At 53.0% G+C, this 413-nt stretch carries 1 protein-coding gene; it reads right to left on the reverse strand.

Annotated features, from left to right (window positions below):
* The coding region (locus tag GYB81_RS23855) for a condensation domain-containing protein (RefSeq protein ID WP_233787680.1) at window positions 1-413 on the reverse strand (413 nt) is incomplete at both ends.

Here is a 413-nt window from a genome sequence, read left to right on the forward strand (position 1 = left end):
GCGTTGATCTGCGCCAGCTGCGCATACTCACCTGGCAGCATAATATCGACATCGCCGCACAACAGCGCCGGATCCGCGGCGAACTGGGCAATCAGCATTTTCAGGCGTTCAGCATGCTGGATTAACGTTGGCTCATCGTAACGCTGTTTATTGGCGAGGATCTCAATACTCAAATCACCGTGTTCATCCGGGAACAGGGCCAGTTCAAGGTCATTAACCGGACCGGTTGCCAGGGTATGGGTTTGCGTCTGAACACCAGGAATATCCAGTTGGTAATCAAATACCTTGATATTGAGTACCGGACCGAACAGCGGTTCCTCTCCTGCCGCTCGCCCGCTGTCACGGACAATTTGTTCGGCATCGTAACGTTGATGACGACGCATTTTTTTCAGTTGTGCTGCCAGTCGGGTTGC

The organism is Pseudomonas yangonensis, from assembly GCF_009932725.1.
GTDB classification, from domain to species: Bacteria; Pseudomonadota; Gammaproteobacteria; order Pseudomonadales; family Pseudomonadaceae; genus Aquipseudomonas; species Aquipseudomonas yangonensis.